The 15,630-nt window shown below is 36.6% G+C and carries 18 protein-coding genes; 9 read left to right on the forward strand and 9 right to left on the reverse strand.

Annotated features, from left to right (window positions below):
• Window positions 1-117 precede the first annotated feature (117 nt).
• The 4 genes from ACYFX0_RS17460 to ACYFX0_RS17475 form a co-directional block, all read right to left on the reverse strand.
• A complete protein-coding gene (locus ACYFX0_RS17460) occupies window positions 118-930 on the reverse strand; it encodes an ABC transporter ATP-binding protein (protein WP_000212066.1) in 813 nt (270 codons plus the stop codon).
• 15 nt (window positions 931-945) lie between these two features.
• Window positions 946-1,962, reverse strand: a complete 1,017-nt coding sequence (locus ACYFX0_RS17465; RefSeq protein WP_106081702.1) for a FecCD family ABC transporter permease — start codon at window positions 1,960-1,962, stop codon at window positions 946-948.
• Window positions 1,959-3,014, reverse strand: coding sequence for a FecCD family ABC transporter permease (locus tag ACYFX0_RS17470; protein ID WP_106081703.1), 1,056 nt, complete (start codon window positions 3,012-3,014; stop codon window positions 1,959-1,961). Before ACYFX0_RS17470 ends, ACYFX0_RS17465 begins: the two co-directional genes overlap by 4 nt.
• Before the next feature lie 311 nt (window positions 3,015-3,325).
• On the reverse strand, window positions 3,326-3,550 hold the full coding sequence (locus ACYFX0_RS17475; protein ID WP_000526079.1) for a YuzB family protein: 225 nt from the start codon (window positions 3,548-3,550) through the stop codon (window positions 3,326-3,328).
• Window positions 3,551-3,834: 284 nt separating this feature from the next.
• Here ACYFX0_RS17475 and ACYFX0_RS17480 point away from each other — a divergent pair, with 284 nt between their 5' ends.
• Together ACYFX0_RS17480 and ACYFX0_RS17485 are read left to right on the forward strand one after the other, a co-directional pair.
• Window positions 3,835-4,527, forward strand: coding sequence for an RsfA family transcriptional regulator (locus ACYFX0_RS17480; protein ID WP_000868355.1), 693 nt, complete (start codon window positions 3,835-3,837; stop codon window positions 4,525-4,527).
• 129 nt (window positions 4,528-4,656) lie between these two features.
• Complete coding sequence (locus tag ACYFX0_RS17485; protein ID WP_460271059.1) at window positions 4,657-5,502, forward strand: lipoate--protein ligase family protein; 846 nt, start codon at window positions 4,657-4,659, stop codon at window positions 5,500-5,502.
• A gap of 48 nt (window positions 5,503-5,550) precedes the next feature.
• Here the strand turns inward: ACYFX0_RS17485 and pta are convergent, their stop codons facing one another.
• On the reverse strand, window positions 5,551-6,522 hold the full coding sequence (pta, locus tag ACYFX0_RS17490) for a phosphate acetyltransferase (RefSeq protein ID WP_000067215.1): 972 nt from the start codon (window positions 6,520-6,522) through the stop codon (window positions 5,551-5,553).
• Between the two features lie 279 nt (window positions 6,523-6,801).
• On the opposite strand from pta, the gene hemQ reads away from it, so the two are divergent.
• From hemQ to gerQ, 4 genes are all read left to right on the forward strand, one after another.
• Window positions 6,802-7,545 carry a hydrogen peroxide-dependent heme synthase gene (gene hemQ, locus ACYFX0_RS17495; RefSeq protein WP_001287602.1) on the forward strand — a complete coding sequence of 248 codons (744 nt, stop codon included), beginning with the start codon at window positions 6,802-6,804 and terminating at the stop codon, window positions 7,543-7,545.
• 203 nt (window positions 7,546-7,748) lie between these two features.
• A complete protein-coding gene (locus ACYFX0_RS17500; RefSeq protein ID WP_106081704.1) occupies window positions 7,749-9,020 on the forward strand; it encodes a serine hydrolase in 1,272 nt (423 codons plus the stop codon).
• A gap of 330 nt (window positions 9,021-9,350) precedes the next feature.
• Window positions 9,351-9,773: a cell wall hydrolase CwlJ gene (gene cwlJ / locus ACYFX0_RS17505; protein ID WP_000538161.1), complete on the forward strand. Its 423-nt coding sequence runs from the start codon at window positions 9,351-9,353 to the stop codon at window positions 9,771-9,773.
• 27 nt (window positions 9,774-9,800) lie between these two features.
• Window positions 9,801-10,229 carry a spore coat protein GerQ gene (gerQ, locus tag ACYFX0_RS17510; protein WP_000068647.1) on the forward strand — a complete coding sequence of 143 codons (429 nt, stop codon included), beginning with the start codon at window positions 9,801-9,803 and terminating at the stop codon, window positions 10,227-10,229.
• A 31-nt stretch (window positions 10,230-10,260) separates the two neighbouring features.
• Here gerQ and ACYFX0_RS17515 read toward each other — a convergent pair whose 3' ends face one another.
• From ACYFX0_RS17515 to ACYFX0_RS17525, 3 genes are all read right to left on the reverse strand, one after another.
• Complete coding sequence (locus tag ACYFX0_RS17515; RefSeq protein WP_000688315.1) at window positions 10,261-10,629, reverse strand: DUF423 domain-containing protein; 369 nt, start codon at window positions 10,627-10,629, stop codon at window positions 10,261-10,263.
• 64 nt (window positions 10,630-10,693) lie between these two features.
• Window positions 10,694-10,981: a YwdI family protein gene (locus ACYFX0_RS17520; RefSeq protein ID WP_001167339.1), complete on the reverse strand. Its 288-nt coding sequence runs from the start codon at window positions 10,979-10,981 to the stop codon at window positions 10,694-10,696.
• Window positions 10,982-10,987: 6 nt separating this feature from the next.
• Window positions 10,988-11,980 carry a potassium channel family protein gene (locus ACYFX0_RS17525; protein WP_142398821.1) on the reverse strand — a complete coding sequence of 331 codons (993 nt, stop codon included), beginning with the start codon at window positions 11,978-11,980 and terminating at the stop codon, window positions 10,988-10,990.
• 95 nt (window positions 11,981-12,075) lie between these two features.
• Between ACYFX0_RS17525 and ACYFX0_RS17530 the strand changes: the two genes are divergently transcribed.
• The 3 genes from ACYFX0_RS17530 (at window position 12,076) to ACYFX0_RS17540 (ending at window position 14,909) form a co-directional block, all read left to right on the forward strand.
• Window positions 12,076-13,359: a purine/pyrimidine permease gene (locus ACYFX0_RS17530; protein ID WP_000847020.1), complete on the forward strand. Its 1,284-nt coding sequence runs from the start codon at window positions 12,076-12,078 to the stop codon at window positions 13,357-13,359.
• 228 nt (window positions 13,360-13,587) lie between these two features.
• The gene (locus tag ACYFX0_RS17535) at window positions 13,588-14,409 is read left to right on the forward strand and encodes a Cof-type HAD-IIB family hydrolase (protein WP_000221382.1); all 822 of its coding nucleotides are present in this window, start codon (window positions 13,588-13,590) and stop codon (window positions 14,407-14,409) included.
• A gap of 209 nt (window positions 14,410-14,618) precedes the next feature.
• Window positions 14,619-14,909, forward strand: a complete 291-nt coding sequence (locus ACYFX0_RS17540) for a DUF3817 domain-containing protein (protein ID WP_000953395.1) — start codon at window positions 14,619-14,621, stop codon at window positions 14,907-14,909.
• Between the two features lie 41 nt (window positions 14,910-14,950).
• On the opposite strand, the gene ACYFX0_RS17545 is transcribed toward ACYFX0_RS17540, so the two are convergent.
• Window positions 14,951-15,628 (reverse strand): uracil-DNA glycosylase, encoded by a 678-nt coding sequence (locus ACYFX0_RS17545; RefSeq protein ID WP_106081707.1) that lies wholly within the window; start codon window positions 15,626-15,628, stop codon window positions 14,951-14,953.
• Between the last annotated feature and the right edge of the window lie 2 nt (window positions 15,629-15,630).

A 15,630-nucleotide genomic window follows, 5' to 3' on the forward strand; every position in this document is an offset into this window, starting at 1 on the left:
TTATATATATTTATTAATTGTTGTTAATAACCCATTCTAACGGGCGTTCAACTTCCCATTCTTATATAAGAAGCTCAACGTCCATTAGAAGTCCCCCTCTTCACGAGGGGGTTCTACTTATGCTTTTTTACGCAATTGATTACTAATCATCGCTAAATCATATGTTAAACAAATTGGCTTACAGTTTACTGGACAAGGAACGATTTGAGCTTCAATCTCAAATACACTGCGAAGTGTTTCACTTGTCATAACTTCATCTGGCGTTCCTTGTTTCATTAACTTACCTGCTTTTAATGCAATCATATGATCTGAGAAACGAGAAGCGTGGTTTAAGTCATGGATAACCATAACAATCGTTCTACCTTCTTCTTCATTTAATTTTTTCAATAAGTTTAATACTTCTAATTGATGAGCCATATCTAAGTACGTTGTTGGTTCATCCAATACAAGTAATTCTGTTCCTTGTGCAAGGGCCATCGCAATCCATACACGTTGACGTTGCCCGCCTGATAACGCCTCTGCTGAACGATTTGCGAATTCTGTCATTCCCGTCACTTCAAGTGCCCAATGAATGTAACGATAATCCTCTTCTTTCAACGTTCCAAATCCTTTTTGATGAGGAAAACGTCCATATGAAACAAGTTCAAACACAGTAAGGCCAGTTGGCACTTCTGCAGTCTGTGGTAAAATCGCCATTTTCTTTGCGATTTCTTTTGTTGGTTGTTTCTCGATTGCTTTTCCGTCAAGATAAACAGTACCTTTTTTCGCCTTCAAAATACGAGAAGCCGTTTTTAATAATGTGGACTTCCCACAACCATTTGGTCCAATAATTGTTGTAATTTTCCCTTCCGGAATTTCAACTGTTAATCCATCAATAATTAACCCTTCATTATAGCCAACAGATACCGCATCAACTGCTAAAGTTGCCATACAAAAAGCCTCCCTTTATTTTGTCCTCATAAGTAAGTATATGAAATATGGTGCACCAATTACAGAAATAACAAGACCGACCGGTATTTCTGAAGTTGTTAACACGCTTCTTGAAATTACGTCTGCGAATAAGAGTAAAAACGTCCCTATTAGTGCAGCAGTAGGCAGCATAATTTGATGTTTACCACCAACAAGGCGCCTCGCTAAATGCGGAGCCATTAAACCGATAAAACCAATTCCTCCGGCAACAGCGACAGATGCACCAGCTAAGCAAACTGCAATAAATAATAATTTACGTCTTTCCTTTTCTACATTTAAACCAAGACCAACTGCTGTAGAATCGCCTAGGTTCATTACATTTAATATGTGCGCCTTACTAATAGCAAGTGGCAAGAAAATAACCATCCATGGAAGTACACTTAGCACGAACTTCCAATCTGTGCCCCATAGACTTCCTGCTAACCAAATCGTAGCAAAGCGAAAATCGTTAGATGTCATCTTCATAGAAAAAATTAAACTAACAGCACCAAACCCGGCTGCAACAGCGATACCAACTAGTATTAATCTCGTTGATGAAACGCCGTCTTTCCATGCTAGTAAATAAATAATAACCGCCGCTAATATTGCACCAACCAACGCGAAGAATGGAAGGATAAATACAGATAAAAATGTACCAGTCCCAACTTTTCCAAAGAAAAAGTAGACGAATATAACAACTGTTAATCCCGCTCCAGCGTTAATACCGATAATACCTGGATCAGCAAGTGGATTTCGTGATAATCCTTGCAAAATCGCACCTGACATCGCTAAAGCAGATCCGACTAATATAGCAATCACCATACGCGGCATGCGGAATTCAAATAAAATAACAGACTGATCTTCAGCCCCTATTCCAACCAATGACTTTAATACGTCCATTGGCGGTATTTTAAAAGTTCCTGTATTTAAACTAATAAGAAATATAGAAACGATTAGTCCTACTAAAATCGTTAATATAGAAATGTTCTTTTTTGTTAAGATACTCGTCCTCACATCTTTCCTCTCCCTTCATTACGTGCTAAGTAGAGGAAGAATGGAACCCCAATTAGCGCTGTAATTGCTCCAATTGGCGTTTCAAATGGCGGGTTAATAACGCGAGATAACATATCTGCACATTCAATTAACAGCCCGCCTAAGACCGCAGAACATGGAATAACCCATCTATAGTCCGAGCCTACAAGGAAACGAGTCATATGCGGGATTACAAGACCAACAAATCCAACTGATCCTGCCATGGAAACTGCGGAACCCGTTAAAACAAGAACAAGTACTGTTCCGATAAATTTAATTAATGTCGTATTTTGACCAAGTCCAATCGCAATTTCTTCACCGAAGCTCAAAATTGTAATATATCTCGACATCATAATTGCGATAAAAAGACAAACAAGGCCAATTGGCACTAACATATTAATACTTTGCCATTTCACTCCAGCAACTCCGCCTGCATTCCACATGCTCACCTCTTGAGCAAGATTAAAATACAATGCAATTCCAGATGAAATTGCCCCTAATAAAGCACTAATAGCTGCACCTGCTAAAGCTAATTTCACAGGTGTTAATCCACCTGGTGAAGAAGACCCAATTCCATATACAATGCTTGCACCAAACGCAGCTCCAATAAAAGATGCAATAACAAATATTAAATAAGGTGAATTAGGGAAAAATGCATACATAATTGCAATTCCAAATACTGCACCATCTGTAATCCCCATTAACGATGGTGAAGCAAGTGGATTTCGCGTCATGCCTTGCATAATTGCTCCTGATACCGCTAAAAAGGCACCTGCAACTACGCCCCCTATTGCTCTAGGCATGCGAAGCTCTTGAATTACGTTATGATGTGTAATAGATCCATCAAACTGAAATACAGCTTGCCATACAGTCTTTAAACTAATATCTGCAGCCCCAAAAGAAATAGAAACTGCCATGCTTAAAGCTAACAAAACTGTACCCGCTACTAAAATAATAGAAGCAATGAGCGGTCTGCTCTTAATCTCTTTAACATTCTCTTCTTGCTGTTCTATACTGCTTGCGCTCGCTTCCATCCCTCAACCATCCTAACCAACAACATATATTTATTAAAATGAAATTTATTCTCAAATAGTAATAAAAAAATTAGGTGAATTGTTATTTTCCTGATAATGATTCTCAGAATCAGACACTTCTATTCTACCTATCGCTTTAAAAGACTGTCAACCATTATTTTGAAATACAAATTTATATAAATTAGAACTTTAATACAAAAGTTATATCCATCCTTTAGAAAACGTTCGTCCACACAAGAGCACTTGCGCAGAATAAATCGTTCCTCTTATGGGCATAAAAAAGAAGAGTAATCTTTTCACTCTTCTTTTTCTTACTTATTTAACTTTGCTTCAATTTTTACGATTAACTCATCTTCTGTTGGAGCCGCAACTGGACGGTTATTTACAAATGCGAATGATTTTTTACGACCAGGACCACAGTAAGACTGACATCCAACTTCAATCGTTGCACATGAATCTACTTTTTTTAACTTCGGAACTAACGTTTTAACGTTCGTTGCCTGACAGTCATCGCACACGCGAAATTCGTTTCCCATTATATAACACTTCCTCTATTTTAAACTTTTCTCAAGTACATTTAAAAATAAACACTAAATGGTATTTTACCGTTCTTTGAAGCTCGTTGCAAGTTTCCCTACAGGGCCTATTCTCTACATAATGCTACATATTTATATGCTCTCCTATAGAAGCGCTCACCATTCATGGGAAAATTTTTACCTTTCATCGAAATCTACCATATTTTTAAAAGCTTTGTATAAAAGTTTATTTTTTTGCCCATTATAAAAATAGGAAGTTCATAAAAAGAAAGGGAGTTGAATCTATGAAAGTAAGACAAGATGCTTGGACAGATGAGGATGATTTATTACTTGCTGAAACGGTACTTCGTCATGTTCGAGAAGGAAGTACGCAATTAAATGCATTTGAGGAAGTAGGGGATCAGTTAAATCGTACATCCGCTGCTTGTGGTTTCCGCTGGAATGCTGTCGTTCGCTATAGCTATGAACAAGCTCTTCAACTAGCAAAAAAACATCGTAAAGATAAAATGCGCGCTGCAAGCGGTGAGCAAGCGAAAAAACGTTTACTTTATACACCACCAGCTTCAGATTCGATAACTGATTATGAAGAATTCGTACAAGAGGAATCAATTGTACAATATAAAGAAGCTATTCCATATCAAGAATCTACCGTTCCTGTTGCAAAAAGCTCTATGACAATGCAAGATGTTATTTATTTCTTACAAACAGTTGGATCCTCAAATATAAAAGTAACAGCTCTTGAAAACGAGAATACGAGATTGAAACAAGAAATTAAAGCACAAATCCTTCGAAATGAAGAACTAGAAAAGAAACTAGAAAAATTAGAAAAGCAATCTCATACTGTACAAGAAGATTACGAAACACTTATGAACATTATGAACCGAGCTCGTAAGTTGGCAGTCATGGATGACGAAGAACGTTCTCAAACATCTTTCCGAATGGATCGAAACGGTAATTTAGAAAAAATTGCAGAATAAAAAGGATGCATATAATGCATCCTTTTTGTTCTTTCACATCTAAACTTCCCCTTTATATATGAGAAAACTCTATTCTTCATTTTTTTGCTATAATAGAGATTGTCATTTTAAAGATAAGGGGTTAGTTATATGAGCAATTCCCGTTCCATTTTATCTCAGCCAGAGTGGCGTATTGTAGATCAATCTAGTTTGGGACCAACATTCCATGCATTGCAGTCATTCGCAATGGATGACACACTGTGCACAAGCATTGGAAATGGTCAATCAGCTGCAACAATGCGTTCTTGGGTTCATCACAATACAATTGTTCTTGGCATTCAAGATTCACGCCTACCACACTTAGAAGAAGGCATTTCCTTGTTAAAAAAGAACAACTTCAATGTTATCGTACGTAATTCTGGCGGACTTGCAGTCGTACTTGATGAAGGTGTTTTAAACGTATCACTTTTATCCCAAGAGACGGAAAAAGGTATCGATATTGATCTTGGATACGATACGATGTGGCATTTAATTAAGGAGATGTTAAAGGATTACGACGTTACTATCGAGGCAAAAGAAATTGTAGGTTCTTACTGTCCTGGTAGCTATGACTTAAGTATTCGCGATCAAAAATTCGCTGGCATTTCACAGCGCCGTATTCGCGGCGGTGTCGCTGTCCAAATTTATCTTTGTGCTACAGGAAGTGGCTCTGAGCGTGCCGCACTCGTTCGTGATTTCTACAACCTAGCTATTCAAGGAGAAGAAACACGCTTTACGTATCCTGAAATTGTACCGAGTACGATGGCTTCACTTTCAGAATTACTTGGCGAAACCATTACCGTACAAGATTTAATGATGCGCCTTTTAAAAACATTGCAGCAATTCGCTCCGAAGTTAACACCATCTCAATTAACAATAGATGAAATACCTTTATATGAGACGAATTTACAGCGTATTATTGATCGTAACAATAAAGCACTGGGCTTAGAAAAATAAAGACCGTCGCTATAATAGCGACGGTCTTTATTTCAATTCATTATAGAATTAAAGTGCTTGAGCAGCTGTAATTAAAGCTAACTTGTACACTTCTTCTTCGTTACATCCACGAGATAGGTCATTTACAGGCATGTTTAAACCTTGTAAGATTGGTCCTACTGCTTCGAAGTTACCTAAACGTTGAGCGATTTTGTAGCCAATATTACCAGCTTCTAAGCTTGGGAATACGAATACGTTAGCATCACCTTTAATTGTAGAACCTGGAGCTTTTTTCTCAGCTACAGATGGTACGAATGCAGCATCGAATTGGAATTCTCCATCTAAAGTTAATTCAGGAGCCATTTCTTTTGCAATGCGAGTTGCTTCTACAACTTTTTCTGTTTCTGGAGATTTCGCAGAACCTTTTGTAGAGAAGCTTAACATAGCAACGCGTGGGTCAATACCAAATAATTCAGCAGTTTTCGCACTCTCGATACCAATTTCAGCTAAATCTTGGCTGTTTGGCGCAATGTTAATTGCGCAATCAGCGAATACATATTTCTCTTCTTCACGTACCATGATGAATACGCCAGAAGTTTTTGTAACGCCTGGTTTTGTTTTAATGATTTGAAGTGCTGGACGAACTGTATCAGCTGTAGAGTGAGCTGCACCACTTACTAAACCGTGTGCTTTGCCCATGTATACAAGCATTGTACCGAAGTAGTTTTCGTCTTTAAGGATTTTGCGAGCGTCTTCTTCAGTTGCTTTACCTTTACGGCGTTCAACGAAAGATGCTACCATTGCATCCATTTCTTCATATGTAGCTGGGTCATAAATATCAACGCCTGCTAATGTTAAATTCATGCTAGCAGCTTTTGCGCTAATTTCTTCCTTATTACCAACTAAGATTGGTTTTACTAACTCTTCTTTTGCTAAACGCTCTGCAGCGCCTAAAATTCTTTCATCAGTTCCTTCAGGAAGTACGATAGAAATGCCTTTTCCTTGAACTTTTTCTTTTACTGTTGTAAATAAGTTGCTCACGAATAAACCCTCCTACATATGTTAAAAAACTCTATCTTTAAGAATACTGCTTTTCTTCTATATTTTAAACTTATAGCTCCCAAAAAATAGATAAAATGAAAATGATTATATTTTCATAAAATTCAGCCTAAAAATAAATCCCCTTTAATCCTTATCTCCTCCTATTTTCAAGTAAATTTAAATGTGACAATTTTATGCGCCAAAGCTTTATATAGATGATTTTAAAACTATATATGCTATAGTTAACGTGTAAAACTATCATTAACTGAGGTGAATAGAATGAGTGAAGCAACAACAACGTTAGATGGCTGGTATTGTTTACATGATTTACGTTCTATTGATTGGGCTGCATGGAAAACATTATCTAGCGACGAACGCGGACAAGCTGTGTCTGAATTTTTAAATGTCGTTGAAAAATGGAACGAAGTATCTACTGCGAAAAAAGGTAGTCATGCAATGTATACAGTTGTTGGCCAAAAAGCTGATATTATGCTTATGATTTTACGTCCAACAATGGAAGAGTTAAATGAAATTGAGACAGAATTGAATAAAACAACATTAGCTGAATATATGGTTCCTGCATACTCTTACGTATCTGTTGTTGAACTAAGCAACTACCTTCCAGCTGATGAAGATCCATATCAAAACCCACAAATCTTAGCTCGCTTATATCCAGAACTACCAAAAGCAAATCACATTTGCTTCTACCCAATGGACAAGCGTCGCCAAGGTGATGACAACTGGTACATGCTTCCTATGGAAGAACGTAAGAAAATGATGTACAGTCATAGTAAAATTGGTCGCCAGTACGCAGGTAAGGTACGCCAAGTTATTTCAGGGTCAGTTGGATTCGACGATTTTGAGTGGGGCGTAACATTATTCGCTGACGATGTTCTTCAATTTAAAAAACTTATATATGAAATGCGCTTCGATGAAGTAAGTGCTCGTTATGGTGAATTCGGAACATTTTTCGTTGGAAACATTTTACCAGACGAAAAGGTAGAGAAATTTTTACACATATAAATCGTGAAAAAGGAACGAAATTCGTTCCTTTTTTTATTACCCTCCATATTTCTCCTCAAAAAACTGCTTTTCTCCGCAAATTTGAACAAAAATCGACAAATCTCTTTCAAATACCTTACAAAATTGTAACCTTTCTATATCCAAATTTATGCTAAAATGATACGAGCTATATGCTAAATAACGATGCGAAGGTGATAATCTATATGAAAAAAATCTTGTCTATTTTACTATTGCTTGTATTGTCAATTTCTTCCTTAGTAGTAACAACATCCCATGCGGAAGAAAAAATACATATTGAGGCTGCTGCTGCACTTTTATTTGATGCAGATACAGGAAAAATACTTCACGAGCAAAATTCAGATGAATTGCTAGCTATTGCTAGTATGTCAAAATTAATTGTTGTTTACGCTGTTTTAGAAGCAATTAAAGAAGGAAAAATCACTTGGGATACGAAAGTAAATATTTCTGATTACGCTTATGAAGTCTCTCGTAATAATGAATTCTCTAATGTACCGTTCGAAAAAGGACGTCAATATACTGTAAGAGAATTATATCATTCTATTGTTATATTCTCTGCAAATGGATCTAGTATTGCTTTAGCAGAACTTCTTGCAGGAAGTGAGAAAAACTTCTTAAATCTTGCAAATGAACATGCAAAAAAGCTAGGGTTAAAGAAATATAAATTTGTAAACTCTACCGGGTTAAATAATGCTGATTTAAAAGGAAAACATCCTGAAGGAACAGATCCGACCGGAGAAAACTCCATGTCAGCTCGCGATATGGGTATTCTTGCAAAAACGATTATTACAAAGTATCCAGAAATGCTAGAGGATACAAAACAAAGATTTAGAAACTTCCCAGACAATCATCCAAAACCAATTCGTATGGAAAACTGGAACTGGATGTTACCAGGCGCTGCCTTCTCTTATGATGGAACGGACGGTTTAAAAACTGGTAGTTCTGATACCGCTGGATATGGGTTCACTATTACAGCGAAACGTGGTGATGTTCGTCTTATCTCGGTTATTATTAAAACAAAATCAATGGATGAACGCTTCACAGAATCTCGTGAATTAATCGAACATGGATTTAATAACTTTGAAAAACAAAAATTAAAAGTTAATAAAAACAATACAATCTCTGTAGTAAAAGGGAAAGAAGACCAAGTAACTGTTGCACCCGAAAAAGAAATAACAGTAATTGCGAAAAAAGGTAGCAAAGAGCCTTATAAAATTGGGACTGAATTAGATAAATCCCTTGCTGAAGATGGACATTTAGTTGCTCCTGTTAAGAAAGATACCAAAGTAGGCTCAATTACTTTAGAATCAACTGATAAATATGGTTTCTTAGACGGTAGTAAAAGTATGAAAGCTACTGCAAAAACGACAGAAGAAGTTGAAAAAGCAAATTGGTTTGTATTATCAATGCGCTCTATTGGAGATTTCTTCTCAAACTTATGGTCTAAAGTATTTTAATAATGATGAAAAGCTAGCTCACGCTAGCTTTTTTTATTTTCTTCTCTCCATGTAAAACTTCGTTTGGTTGTCATATCTGAGTCCTTTTCCTCATACGTATGAACTAGTAATTGTTACACACTTCATCTAGAGATAAAGTGAAACTTTAATCAGTGGGGGTTTTGTTCATCCCCACTGATTATTAGTTGAACTAATCGGGCTTTTACGGGCAGTTTGATCTCCCACCCACCTTCTTTGCTCCAGCCCAATTTTAAGGTGGGAGTCTTACTGCCCGTTAATGCGGGATAAACCTCTTTCCACAAGATATTCCAAAAAGAGAGGTGACACATAATGGGCGTTATTGCTTATAACGAAGAAGATGTAAAGTTATTAGCTAGACTGATGCGTGCTGAAGCCGAAGGAGAAGGACAACAGGGGATGTTGATGGTCGGGAACGTTGGGGTAAATCGTGTCCGTGGAAATTGTTTAGATTTTAAAAAAATACGTAATTTACGTCAAATGGTGTATCAAAATCCTGGTGGTTTTGAGGCAACACAAAAAGGGTATTTTTATCAACGTGCAAGGGAACAAGATATTGCTTTAGCAAGGCGAACGATTCAGGGACAACGCTTTTGGCCTGCAAATTTTGCCTTATGGTTTTTTAGACCTGAAGGCCCTTGTCCGTCAACTTGGTATAATCAACAAAACTCTGGTCGCTTCAAAAAGCACTGCTTCTTCCAGCCATCTGGCGAAGATTGTCCTAGCGTTTATTAAGGATTGATAATAAGGAGGGATTTTTGAATGGCACAGCAACAAAACCCGTATTACGGAACTGGATTTTATCAACCATCTGGAACTTATGTACAACCGCAGCAAATGACTCCACAACAACAGCAACAACAGCAAGCAATGCAACAACAAGCGGCGCAAGCTCAATATGCCGTTTCTCAAGGCATGTTACCATTAGAACAATCCTATATTGAAAATATCCTTCGTTTAAACAAGGGTAAGCAAGCTACGGTTGTAATGACTTATGAACGTGGTAGCTCACTCGGTACACAATCGTATACAGGTATTATCGAAGCAGCTGGTCGCGATCATATTGTAATTAGTGAGCCACAATCAGGGAAACGTTTTTTACTATTAATGATTTACTTAGATTATGTGGAATTCCCCGAAGAAATTACGTACTTACCTAGTCAACAAGCAACTTATGCTCCAAGACCATAAAAAAAGCTGGCATATGCCAGCTTTTGTTTTTTTATAAACCTTTTACAACTGCAGTTCCGACTAAAATCCATGCTACAATAAACGCTACGCCACCAAGAGGCGTAATTGGGCCAAAGAACTTAATACCTGTCGTACTTAATGCATACAAACTGCCTGAGAACATAATAATCCCAGCTACCATAAGCCAACCAGCAGTAGTTAAAAGTGATGATTGAACCTTATCCATCAATAAAGCAACTACGAATAGTCCACCTGCATGAAACATTTGATATGTAACACCTGTTTTCCAAACTTCTAACATTTTCGCAGAAATTTTATTTTCTAAACCGTGTGCTCCAAAGGCTCCTAACGCAACAGATAGCCCCGCTGCAATACAACCTAGTAAAAAGAAAATTTTCATCTTAATTCCCCTTTTTTACTTTTATCATAAGCAATTTTTTCATATAAGCCAAACGATTTAATCCTTAAAAATCAAATAAAGAATTACCATTTGCACCTTCTTCTTTAATATACACAGGTTCTCCAGAAACTGGCATAACTGGTTGAACTGTCTTTATAGGCTGCGATCCAATTACTTGCGATTGAATTTGCGGCTCCCTATACGTAGAAGATTCAACCTGTTCATCTAATAGTAAATCGCATAAAGCACGCACAACTAATAAATGATCTTTTGATTTTTGTCCTTCACTACTTTTTGCCTTTGCAATTTCATTCGCCATTTTATTTAAAATCTTATCGCTCGATATTTGCATTCCTTATCACCTCGTACTTTGTAGTTCTTTCTCAAATTGCTTCAGCTTCTCTACTAAACCAAATACTATTATCATATCATGTTCTTGCAGTTTTTCCTGCCCCGTTGGATTATGTATAATATCCCCATTTCTCAAAATCGCTAATATCGTTACATCAAACTGATTCCTCACATCACTCTCTAGTAACGATTTACCAACTAATATTGAATCTTTTCCAACTAAAATTTCTTCAATGACAAATGACTGTTCTATCCCATACAGCACTGTATCAATATAATGAACTGTTAATGGATTCGCAATACCTTTTGCAATATGAATTCCTGCCATACTGGATGGATTAATAACTTTATTTGCACCCGCACGCCTTAATTTCTCTTCAGTTTCTGGCTTTTCAGATCTCGCCACAATTTTAATTGCATCGTTTAATCCTCTTGCTGTTAATGTAATAAATACATTTTCAGCATCATTTGCTACGATAGCAACTAAACCAGCCGCTCTTGAAATTCCAGCATGATGTAAAACTTGATCCTCCGTCGCATCTCCATGTATATACAAAAGCTTTCCCTTCTCTAATACACTTTCATCTTTATCGACAACAACAAATGGAATTTTCTTTTCTTGCAATTCATGTACAACTTGAAGCCCCACTCTACCGCAACCACATACTATAATATGATTTTTCAACTGCGCTATTTGTTTATCCATCTTCTTCCTCCGCACTGCATGAAATAAATTCCCTTCAATAATCATAGCTGCCACTACCCCAATTGCATACGTAACAATACCTACGCCAACAGGAATAATAAGGAGCGCAAATACTTTCCCCGCTTGCGTTACAGGAACAGCATCTCCGTATCCAACAGTCAATACAGTAATCATCGTCATCCAAAATGCTTGAAACAAACTAATCTCTTCAATTGTCATAAATCCTATCGTTCCTAGAATTACAACAAAAGTCATACATATAACTGCGATCCATAATTGCTTACGTGCATTCATACCGTATTTCAACTCTTTTCTCTATCTACAATCTTTGCCAGTGGAAATAAAATACGTATATACTAGATACGGAATCTATGAAAGAGGTTGATATAATGAAGACATTTCTTTCCGCCTTACAATGGGCACTATTTATTTTAGCTGGAAGCCTTATTGTACCAATTAGTGTCGCAACTAGTTATGGTCTTGATGGCGCTGAAGCTATCGCATTCGTACAAAGAACATTATTTGTTCTAGGCTTTGCTGGTCTCTTGCAAGCTATATTTGGGCATAAACTTCCTATTCAAGAAGGTCCTGCTGGACTTTGGTGGGGAATTTTCTCCCTTTACGCAAGTTTAGGCGTCGTATTATTTGGATCAAACAATGAGACACTTAAAGTTCTTCAATATGCTTTCCTATTAAGCGGTATTATTTGTATTATTCTTAGCGCTTTTGGACTTATTGATAAACTCGTTCGCTATTTTACACCGACAGTCATTGGAACATATTTATTTCTTCTTGTTGCGCAGCTTAGTGGCTCCTTCTTAAAGGGAATGTTTGGCCTTGATGGAAAACATACAGAAGTACAACCTAACGTATTTATTCTTTCACTCATTGTTATTTTACTATCCTTTTTCATCATGAAGCTACCTATTATTGGACAATATTCTGTTCTTTTCAGTATCGTATGCGGCTGGATATTATTCGCATGCTTCGGGTTATCAAATCCAGTAACGCCTGTGACAGATATAATCCGTTTTCCGTCTCTATTTGTTTTCGGAATGCCTCGTATTGAATGGAACATGGCAATTACGGTCGTTTTCGTTACACTATTACTTCTAACAAATATGTTAGCAAGTATTCGTGTTGTGCAAAGGATTGTCTCTAAGTATGAAAAGAATGCAGCACCAGATCGTTTTAAACAAGCTGGCATTATAACAGGAATCAACCAATTGCTAGGCGGCCTATTTTCAGCTATTGGGCCTGTCGCTATTTCTGGATCAGCAGGTTTTATTGCAACGACTAATATTTATAAACGTCTCCCGTTTATATTAGGGTCAAGCTTTATTATTGTCGTTAGTATATTTCCAAAGATCACTTCATTCTTTGCAGCAATCCCTGTTGCAGTTGGTTATGCCGCTATTTATCCTGTATTCGCAAGCATGATTGGCCTTGCCTTTCGAGAATACGAAACTGTCCAGGATAAAGAACGATTATTTAAAGTAGCCGGTCTTTCAATCTTCACAGGAGTCGGAGTTATGTTTGTTCCAGCAGGAGCATATTCCACACTTCCACCATTTCTAGCATCGTTTTTAAGTAACGGTCTCGTTCTTGGATCTGTAATGGCCATTTTGCTAGAAATACTATTTTCTCGTTCCACAGCAAAACAAATATCGTAAATTGGAAAACTTCCATTATTGCACTCTACCTTTAGAGTTGTTACGATAAAATCAAACTTGAATCATTGGGGTTTTATCCATCCCCAATGATTATTAACCGATATTATGAGCAACACACTCATTATGATTTATCTACTTCTTTTCAAAGAGGTTTGATGTCTTACTATTATTCCTCAACATCTTCATGAACATGTATTTTGATTTCAATTAAAGAAAGGAATTTTCTATATGACTTATAAAATGATTGTTTTAGATTTAGATGATACTTTATTACGTGATGACCATACTATTTCACCTCGTACGAAAGAAGCGTTAATGACTGCACAAGAGCAAGGGGTAAAGGTTGTACTTGCTTCTGGACGTCCAACGTTTGGTATGCGCAATGTAGCCAAAGAACTTCGCTTAGAAGAATACGGCAGTTTCATTCTATCTTTTAATGGCGCAAAAATTATTAACTGTAAAACAAACGAAGAAATCTTTAGTAGTACACTATCTCCTGAAATCGTTCACAACCTATTTGAAATTAGTAAAACTGAAGATGTATGGATTCATACTTATATGGGCGATGATATCGTAACGGAAGAAAATAATCCTTATACTGAAATTGAGGGCGATATTACTGGTATGCCAATTGTTGTAGTAGATGACTTTAAAGCCGCAGTTAAAGAGCCTGTAGTAAAAGTATTAATGAATAAAGAAGCTGAACGCCTTGTTGAAGTTGAAAAGAAACTACAAAAACAACTAGAAGGCCAATTAAGCGTGATGCGTTCGAAACCATTCTTCTTAGAATTTACTGAAGCCGGTGTTACAAAAGGAACGAGCTTAAACAAACTGATTCAAAAGCTTGGCATTAAGCGTGAAGAAGTTATCGCAATGGGCGATAGCTATAACGACCAAGCAATGATTGAATTTGCTGGTCTTGGCGTTGCAATGGGCAATGCACCTGATGATATTAAAGAAATTGCAAATTACGTAACAGATACAAATATGAACGATGGTGTTGCAAAAGTTGTAGAGAAATTTGTTTTAAAAACGGATGTACTTGTTTAATATTTTCATTCACAAAACCTATTTGAAGTCAAATACTTCAAATAGGTTTTTATTTAAATTCTCATGCTTTTGTGACTATATTTTGAACTTTGCACTATTCTCGTAGTGTAAACTTTCTTTTTGTATATAATGAAACAAAATAGACTATTTTATTTTGAAAAAGAATACAAATTTACTATATACAAGCATACGTTAAAGGAGGCTACTTTATGTTATCTACACCAATCGGACGATTAAGAGCAATTGGACTAGTTGAGGGTATTTCTTTCCTATTACTATTATTTGTAGCAATGCCATTGAAATATTTCGCAGGATTTGCAACAGCTGTTAAAATTACAGGCATGGCTCATGGTGTTCTATTTATTCTATTCATCTTTGCAGTAATTCAAGTAACAATCGTACACCGTAAATCTATTTTATGGGCACTTGGAGCATTCGTTTCATCAGTTATCCCATTTGGTACTTTTGTACTAGATGCAAAATTAAAGAACGAGCAATAATAATAAAAAGGTAGTTAACGACTGTTAACTACCTTTTCTATTTATAAATTTGGAATTTCCCAATCAATTTCTCTTTCGCCCATATTAGCTAAAATCTTATTTACTTTAGAGTATGGCTTACTACCAAAGAAACCACGTCTTGCTGATAATGGACTTGGATGTACAGACTCGATAATATGATGATTCGGATTCGTAATTAACTTCTTCTTCGCCTGCGCATGGCGCCCCCACAATATGAAAATAACTGGCTTTTCACGTTCATTCAACAGTTGAATCACACGATCTGTGAAGTACTCCCATCCTTTTCCCTTATGAGAATTTGCTTCACTTTGACGAACTGTTAATACGGTATTTAGTAGTAATACTCCTTGTTCCGCCCATTTTACTAAATAACCGTTATTCGGAATTTCATAACCATATTCATCTCGAAGCTCTTTATACATGTTTAACAATGATGGTGGTGTTTTAACACCAGGTTGTACAGAAAAGCTTAAACCATGCGCTTGATTCGGTCCATGATACGGATCTTGTCCTAAAATAACAACCTTTGTATTTTCATAACTTGTATACTGAAGAGCGTTAAAAATATCTTCCACCTTCGGATAAACAACATGCGTGCTGTATTCTTCTGTCAAAAAACTGGATAGAGTAAGATAATACTCTTTCTCAAATTCTGGTGCCAGTAATGGTCCCCAATCATTTCTTAAAACATTTTCCATGC

This window comes from Bacillus sp. NEAU-Y102 (assembly GCF_054788175.1).

Excerpts from the sequence above, each read along its gene's own strand:
- ACYFX0_RS17460 (WP_000212066.1), bottom strand. The coding sequence starts at position 930 with ATGGCAACTTTAGCAGTTGATGCGGTATCTGTTGGCTATAATGAAGGG.
- ACYFX0_RS17470 (WP_106081703.1), bottom strand. The coding sequence starts at position 3,014 with ATGGAAGCGAGCGCAAGCAGTATAGAACAGCAAGAAGAGAATGTTAAA.
- ACYFX0_RS17475 (WP_000526079.1), bottom strand. The coding sequence starts at position 3,550 with ATGGGAAACGAATTTCGCGTGTGCGATGACTGTCAGGCAACGAACGTT.
- ACYFX0_RS17480 (WP_000868355.1), top strand. The coding sequence starts at position 3,835 with ATGAAAGTAAGACAAGATGCTTGGACAGATGAGGATGATTTATTACTT.
- ACYFX0_RS17485 (WP_460271059.1), top strand. The coding sequence starts at position 4,657 with ATGAGCAATTCCCGTTCCATTTTATCTCAGCCAGAGTGGCGTATTGTA.
- hemQ (WP_001287602.1), top strand. The coding sequence starts at position 6,802 with ATGAGTGAAGCAACAACAACGTTAGATGGCTGGTATTGTTTACATGAT.
- ACYFX0_RS17500 (WP_106081704.1), top strand. The coding sequence starts at position 7,749 with ATGAAAAAAATCTTGTCTATTTTACTATTGCTTGTATTGTCAATTTCT.
- cwlJ (WP_000538161.1), top strand. The coding sequence starts at position 9,351 with ATGGGCGTTATTGCTTATAACGAAGAAGATGTAAAGTTATTAGCTAGA.
- gerQ (WP_000068647.1), top strand. The coding sequence starts at position 9,801 with ATGGCACAGCAACAAAACCCGTATTACGGAACTGGATTTTATCAACCA.
- ACYFX0_RS17515 (WP_000688315.1), bottom strand. The coding sequence starts at position 10,629 with ATGAAAATTTTCTTTTTACTAGGTTGTATTGCAGCGGGGCTATCTGTT.
- ACYFX0_RS17520 (WP_001167339.1), bottom strand. The coding sequence starts at position 10,981 with ATGCAAATATCGAGCGATAAGATTTTAAATAAAATGGCGAATGAAATT.
- ACYFX0_RS17525 (WP_142398821.1), bottom strand. The coding sequence starts at position 11,980 with ATGAATGCACGTAAGCAATTATGGATCGCAGTTATATGTATGACTTTT.
- ACYFX0_RS17530 (WP_000847020.1), top strand. The coding sequence starts at position 12,076 with ATGAAGACATTTCTTTCCGCCTTACAATGGGCACTATTTATTTTAGCT.
- ACYFX0_RS17535 (WP_000221382.1), top strand. The coding sequence starts at position 13,588 with ATGACTTATAAAATGATTGTTTTAGATTTAGATGATACTTTATTACGT.
- ACYFX0_RS17540 (WP_000953395.1), top strand. The coding sequence starts at position 14,619 with ATGTTATCTACACCAATCGGACGATTAAGAGCAATTGGACTAGTTGAG.
- ACYFX0_RS17545 (WP_106081707.1), bottom strand. The coding sequence starts at position 15,628 with ATGGAAAATGTTTTAAGAAATGATTGGGGACCATTACTGGCACCAGAA.